Origin of the sequence: Gordonia marina (genome assembly GCF_052036135.1) — a bacterium.
Lineage (GTDB): Bacteria > Actinomycetota > Actinomycetes > Mycobacteriales > Mycobacteriaceae > Gordonia.
In genome coordinates this window covers 1-6,156 of record NZ_JBPSDN010000027.1, presented here as the reverse complement: position 1 = coordinate 6,156, position 6,156 = coordinate 1, and the positions used below count along the sequence as shown (strand labels likewise).

Sequence of the window (6,156 nt, the reverse complement as noted above, 5' to 3'; positions counted from 1 at the left end):
AGCACCAAACCTGTGACCTCTCTGCCGGTCCCTGAGTGAGGTGGCCAGGATGACCTGCGGATTTCGCAGTAGGTACTGTGACACACTTCCCACAGAACCGTTCGTTCGATCGACATCGTCATGCGTTCGCCGCCGCCTTGCGGTAGCCGCGCATCGCCGGGTATGTCGTCAGGGCCAGGGCCACGAAGGCCCAGATGATCACCTTGATCAGATTCTCGGTGATCGGACCACCCGCCGCCAGCGAACGCATCAGTTCGATCGCGGGCGACATCGGCTGATTGGCGACGATCGGCTGCAGCCAGCCGGGGTAGCCGTCGACCGGAGCGAAGCCGGAGTTGAAGAACATCATCAGTGTGGTCAGCAGCCCGATGTAGGCGACCAGCGGCAGCCCCGGGCGGGAGATCACGGCCACCGCGAGGGTCACCATGGCGAACGCCGTCGCGTACAGCATGGCAACGCCGAAGAGGCCCAGCGCGGGCCCGATACCCTGCGTGAATCTGAACCCGATCAGGAACCCCGCCGCGACCAGAGCGATAGAGGTCGCGAGCGCCCGGACCGTCTCAGCGAGAACACGGGCCGAGAAGTCCGCGCCGCGATTGATGGGCAGCACATACAGCCTGCTCAGCAGACCGGTCGACCGCTCGATCACGACCCGGATCGCCGACACGCCGGACCCGAACATCGTGCTGGTGAGGAGGATCAACGGCACGGTGCCGTAGACACTGTCGGTGCCGGTCGCCTTGCTGACGACGTCGCCGAGTACCACCTTGAACATCAGCATCGTGAGCGCGGGAAAGACCAGAACCTGAATCAGGGTCGCCGGGTCCCGGAAGGCGACCAGCAGTTGACGACCGATGAGCACCCGGGTCTGCCACCACCACGCGCGGACGGACCGCTCTGGCAGAGCGCTGGCCTGCTGGTCGAGGACGGGAGCATTCGCGAGAACCGACACCGCTACCGCTCCTTCCTGGCCGCGATCCCGAATAGCAGCAGGCCGATCGACACCAACCCGATGAACCACCAGAACGTGGGCTTGACGGTCGCCCAGGTCGCGGTTCCCTCCATCGCTTCCCGCATCGCTTTGACCACTTGCGAGATCGGCTGATTCCGCACGAACCCGCGAATCCATTCGGGGAACAGCGCCAGCGGCATGAATCCGCCCGACAGCATTCCGAGGATCAGGGTCGGAAAGGCGACGAGCTGGCTCGTCACGGTCGGGCTGTTGCTCACCATGCCGATGCCGTCCGAGATGAACGAGAGCGCCCAGCCGATCGCACCGACGATCAGGACGGCGAGCAGGGCGCCCCGCATACCACCGCCGCCCTCGTCGACCGGGATCGGCCGCCAGCCGATCATCACGCATGAGATCAGACCGAAGGCGAGGGCCACCAGCAGCAGCACCCCGATGGCCGCCGTGCGTGCGAGGAAGGGAATCACTGCGGCCATCGGAAGCGACCGGAACCGGTCGTGCACCCCGGCATGGCCGTCCATCGCCGACTTCAGCGCGGCCGACGACGCCACGAAAGCCATCGCCTGGAGCATGATGATCGGCATCAGAAACTGGGCGTAGTCGATGCTCGCAGCCTCATCCACGACCTGGCGAAGCGGCAGGTAGAAGCACACCGCCAGCATCGCCGGCGAGACGAAGCAGAAGATGAACTCGCCGTTCCGGTACGCGTTGAGGATTCCGCGCGACGTCAGGACCCACCACTGCTGAATCGCGTTCGGCCGTGGCGGCGACCAGCCAGCGTCGGAGATTGCGATGTCGGTTGACTCGGAGACCGCCGTCATCGACCGTCCCCTGCGGGCGTCGAGTCCGCGCCAGCCGCGTCCGGATCGGTCAGCGACAGGAACACCTCATCGAGCGAAGGCCTGCGCAGCACGACGTCGGCGAGCGGGATCTGGTCCTGCTCCGCCCGCTTGAGCACCTCCGCGAGGGTGGCCGGCCCGTTGGGCGCCGGGACCGAGACCGTGCCGTCCGGCGGAACGTCGAACTCCGCCGCGGTGGGTCCGAGCAGGTCGCCGAGCGCCGCGCGCAGGCGGTGCACGTAAGCGGGATGGACCGGAGTCACCTCGCAGTAGGCGGCTCCGGTGGCCGCCTTGAGCTCGTCGGAGGTTCCCTCCGCGATCACCTTGCCCTTATCGATCACGACGATGCGGTCGGCGAGCATGTCGGCTTCTTCCAGGTACTGGGTGGTCAGCAGGATCGTGACACCCAGCGCACGCAGTTGCTCGACGAACGCCCAGACATCCTGGCGGCTGCGCGGGTCGAGGCCCGTAGTCGGCTCGTCGAGGAACACCACCTCCGGCCTGGTCACCATGCCGCACGCGATGTCGATGCGTCGGCGCATACCGCCGGAATACTCGCGGACCTTGCGGGAGGCCGCTGACTCCAGACCGAAGAACTCGAGCAGCTCACCCGCCCGGACCTGCGCCTTCTTCTTCGTGAGGCCGAGCAGACGGCCGAACATCACCAGATTCTCACGACCGGTGAGTTGCTCGTCGAGGGCCGCGAACTGTCCGGTCAGCGTGATCGCTCGACGCACGGCGGGCGCCTCGCGCTGCACGTCGTGACCGGCGACCGACGCGGAACCACCGTCGGGAGCGAGGAGGGTGCACAGCATGTTGACCGTCGTCGTCTTGCCGGCCCCGTTGGGCCCGAGAATCGCGACGATCCGGCCCTTGGGGACCTGAAAACTCACGCCGTCGACGGCCGTGAAGTCCCTGAACTTCTTCCGCAGACCATTGGCTTCGATGGCGATCTCGAGATCGACGTTCTCACCGACCGGGACGAGATCCAGGGAGGGGAAGGCCGTCGTCGCCAATTGGGCCGCCACGAACTCCTCCCGGGATTCGATCGGGGCGGGAGGATTCTGTTCCTTCTGGCCGCTGACGTCCCAGCCGGCGCGATGCCGCGACGGCAGCGGTCGCTCCACCGCCGGGGCGGAGACGTCGATGGTCGACGGCTCTGGACGGGTTCGGCTGAAACCCGGAATCACCCATGCACCGGTCGACGGAGACTCAGCCGGCCCGACGCGCCGATGCCGGCGACCACCCGCCGCCGCGGCGCCACCCCTGCGAGTCGGAGCACCTCGGCGTTCACCGGATGTGGTGCTCGGCAGATCGTCGTCGCCGGCGCCGGCGTGCTTGACGACGGCGTGGGCACCGACGTTGCTCGCGGGTTCCGGTCCGGACCCAGGGGGCGCGGAATCGGCCGCGTTCGGGGCGCCGGAAAGCGGCTGCCGCGTCTCGATAGAGTCGCTGTTCAGCTGATCGCGCCACGCCCGCAGCTGATTGAGCGTCGGATCGTCGTCCGGAATCCACGGCACGGTGTCGACCAGCGGGTCGCTCGGGGGCCGCTGCCCCGCGGAGGCATGAGACAGCTCAGGCGTCGTCCCGCCTTCGGGACGCCTCTCAAAAGCCTGCATGTGGTCCTTCCGGCTGGGTCTGCACAGTCGTGAGGATCGACCGCCCCGCTGCCGACCGCTTCGTGGCGTCAGACGAATCCACCCATGAGTCTATCGTCGTGAGCGTCACACTTCGTAACGCATGACACGGTATTCGGTCAGCGACCAGGGAAAACAGCACGCAAGTTCCACCGAACGTACGTCTACTCCCCGGTAACGTTGCCGGCCCCGACAGTCGGGGCCGGTCACCGATATCGACTCAGCACCACTTGGGTTCGAACTTGCTGTTCACCTTCTTGAAGTAGCGATCGAACGCGCCGTTCACGACGGCACCTCCGAGGCCGATGCCGGCTCCCACAAGAGCGCCGATCGGCACGCCGATCGGAAGGCCGCCACCGGCGGTCAGCGCGATCGAGAGGATCGCACCGACTGCGGTCCCGATCAGGGCGCCGATGGCTGTCGAGATACTGATTTCACTCAGCAGCGCCTGACGTGCTTCATGATCGCGCTGCGCTCGAGTCTGCGGGCCGCAGATGATCTGCCCCGGCTTACGCTTCTTGGCTACTTTGCTGGGCACCAGGGTCGCAGTGTTGCCCCGCACGGTCGCCGCGATGTCGTACTCGGCCTTATCGGGTGCGACGAAGATCAGGCTGTGCTTGTCTACCACCTTGCCGGCCCTGTTCTTGAACAGCAGGTAACCGTCCTCGACCGCCACGGAGCCGTTCGCCACCGCGATCTTGACGTCGTCCCGGTTCCGCTGAACGGTCGCACGAACCTCGTCCGGCGAGTCCGGCTTCGCAGCCGCTTCGCCGACGGCGATCGGAAGAAGCGCCACGACGGCGAGCAGTGCGATCAGGACGCGGCGCCATGCCGCGCGCGGGTGGTGGCGCATTCTTCTATCAACTTTCGTCGTGCCGCAGCCGGACCGGATCGTCGGGGACCACGGTTCGGGCCCCCCCGACCCGGATGGGAGTCAGCGGTCGGGAATCAGCATCGATGCTAATGCGGATCGCAACACAGGCCCCGCTGAGACGGACTCTTGCGGCAAGTGAGACAGAATTTCGTCCACACGGTTGTCACCCGAATCGGGGCCAGCGAATCACATGCGCCACTCCCCCCACGTCGAGCCCGCAGCCAATGTCGCCGAAAGGCGCCGCTCAGTTGCCTGGCTTCGACCTCACGTCCATCCCATGTCGCGGCCGAACGATTCCTCTAGGCGCCTGTTGTGAGGTCGATAGAACTCCGCAAGGAGTGCCTTCGACGCAGGATCCTCGCCCGGCGTCACCAAGGGATTCTCGTTGACTCTCGGCACCGGCACAAAGTCAATCGCCGGGAGCTCCAGAAACTCCTAGATCCCGGCCAGCGTGGTGCGATCCGCGAAGTAGTCCTCGGAACGCACCAGGTGAATCCGATCCAGCCCGAACGCGGCGAGCCACGCTGCCGTCAGTACGTCGTACTCACCGGATCGGAGCAATGGCAGACCGCAGTAGGTGGGAGCAGGCTCTGGGTATGCGGCCAACGACGCCTCCCACGGGGTGAGTCCCGTGGGGTGGTGGGGATTTGCCGGCTCGGTGACGGCGGTGGACACGCCGTAGGGGCCGGTGTCGTCGTTGGGGTGGGCCATCGCGTGATGATCAGTGAGTAACCGCCAAGTGATTCAACTGAAAGGCATGCACGCGATGACCCACGACCATTCTGCCCTGCTCGGCCAACTGACTGAACTGGCCACGCTCCGATCCGTCGACGGTGGCCTGTCCGGGGTGCTTCCGGAGATCCTGCGGTCGGGCCTGCAGGCGCTGATCGAGGCCGAGGCCACCACCAAGATCGGCGCCGACCGTTACGAGCGTTCGGCCGAGCGGACAACGGTCCGCAACGGGCACCGGCCCAAGACGATCTCGACCCCGGCCGGTGATGTGCAGGTGAAGATCCCCAAGCTGCGTGCCGGGTCGTTCTTCCCGGTCCTGCTCGAACGCCGCCGCCGGATCGACAAGGCCCTCTACGCGGTCATCATGCAGGCCTACGTCCAAGGCATCTCCACTCGCAGCGTCGATGACCTGGTGCGCGCCATGGGCGTGGACTCCGGGATCTCCAAGAGCGAGGTCTCGCGGATCTGCGCCGGGCTCGATGCTCAGATCGCCGAGTTCCGGAACCGATCGCTGGCGCACACCGATTTCCCCTATGTGTTCTGTGATGCGACGTTCTGCAAGGTCCGCGTCGGCGCTCACGTGGTCTCCCAGGCCCTGGTCGTGGCGACCGGGGTGTCGATCACAGGTAACCGTGAGGTCCTCGGTACAGCTGTCGGGGAAAGTGAATCGTTCGAGTTCTGGCGCGAGTTCCTGGCCGGATTGAAAGCCCGCGGGCTGCGCGGGGTTCATCTGGTCATCTCCGATGCCCATGCCGGACTGAAAACTGCGGTGGCTCAACAGTTCACGGGCGCTTCGTGGCAACGATGCCGGGTCCACTTCATGCGGAACCTGCATGGATCGGTGGCGGCGAAACAGCAACCGGTCGTCACCGCCGGCGTACGGACGGTCTTCGCGCACACCGACGCAAACGACGTCGCTGACCAATGTGATCAGGTCGCCAACAGCTTCGAAGGACCGTTCCCGAAAGCCGCGGCAATGAAGCGCCCCGGGTTCAGTGGAGGTTCTCAACTCACGGAGGATGAGAGTCATGGCAGCACCACGGAAGTACCCGGACGAGTTGCGTGAGCGTGCGACGCGGCTGGCGGTCGAGGCCCGGCAGGACC

The 6,156-nt window shown here is 66.0% G+C and carries 5 protein-coding genes and 1 pseudogene; 1 reads left to right on the top strand and 5 read right to left on the bottom strand.

Annotation, left to right across the window (positions count from 1 at the left end):
* Nucleotides 1-118 precede the first annotated feature (118 nt).
* From ACSEEN_RS15875 to ACSEEN_RS15855, 5 genes are all read right to left on the bottom strand, one after another.
* Nucleotides 119-952: an ABC transporter permease gene (locus ACSEEN_RS15875; RefSeq protein WP_247864957.1), complete on the bottom strand. Its 834-nt coding sequence runs from the start codon at nucleotides 950-952 to the stop codon at nucleotides 119-121.
* A gap of 2 nt (nucleotides 953-954) precedes the next feature.
* Nucleotides 955-1,791, bottom strand: a complete 837-nt coding sequence (locus ACSEEN_RS15870; RefSeq protein WP_298442040.1) for an ABC transporter permease — start codon at nucleotides 1,789-1,791, stop codon at nucleotides 955-957.
* Nucleotides 1,788-3,428, bottom strand: coding sequence for an ATP-binding cassette domain-containing protein (locus ACSEEN_RS15865; protein WP_298442042.1), 1,641 nt, complete (start codon nucleotides 3,426-3,428; stop codon nucleotides 1,788-1,790). Before ACSEEN_RS15865 ends, ACSEEN_RS15870 begins: the two co-directional genes overlap by 4 nt.
* A 238-nt stretch (nucleotides 3,429-3,666) precedes the next feature.
* Nucleotides 3,667-4,299 carry a DUF8020 domain-containing protein gene (locus ACSEEN_RS15860; RefSeq protein ID WP_247864960.1) on the bottom strand — a complete coding sequence of 211 codons (633 nt, stop codon included), beginning with the start codon at nucleotides 4,297-4,299 and terminating at the stop codon, nucleotides 3,667-3,669.
* 456 nt (nucleotides 4,300-4,755) lie between these two features.
* Nucleotides 4,756-5,031, bottom strand: a complete 276-nt coding sequence (locus ACSEEN_RS15855; protein WP_440713697.1) for a hypothetical protein — start codon at nucleotides 5,029-5,031, stop codon at nucleotides 4,756-4,758.
* A gap of 55 nt (nucleotides 5,032-5,086) precedes the next feature.
* Between ACSEEN_RS15855 and ACSEEN_RS15850 the strand changes: the two are divergent.
* Nucleotides 5,087-6,037: pseudogene (locus tag ACSEEN_RS15850) on the top strand (IS256 family transposase); the annotation flags it as partial.
* Nucleotides 6,038-6,156: the final 119 nt, after the last annotated feature.

What these genes read in the sequence shown, in the direction of transcription:
- ACSEEN_RS15870 (WP_298442040.1), bottom strand. Translation starts at nt 1,791, where the DNA reads ATGACGGCGGTCTCCGAGTCAACCGACATCGCAATCTCCGACGCTGGC.
- ACSEEN_RS15865 (WP_298442042.1), bottom strand. Translation starts at nt 3,428, where the DNA reads ATGCAGGCTTTTGAGAGGCGTCCCGAAGGCGGGACGACGCCTGAGCTG.
- ACSEEN_RS15860 (WP_247864960.1), bottom strand. Translation starts at nt 4,299, where the DNA reads ATGCGCCACCACCCGCGCGCGGCATGGCGCCGCGTCCTGATCGCACTG.
- ACSEEN_RS15855 (WP_440713697.1), bottom strand. Translation starts at nt 5,031, where the DNA reads ATGGCCCACCCCAACGACGACACCGGCCCCTACGGCGTGTCCACCGCC.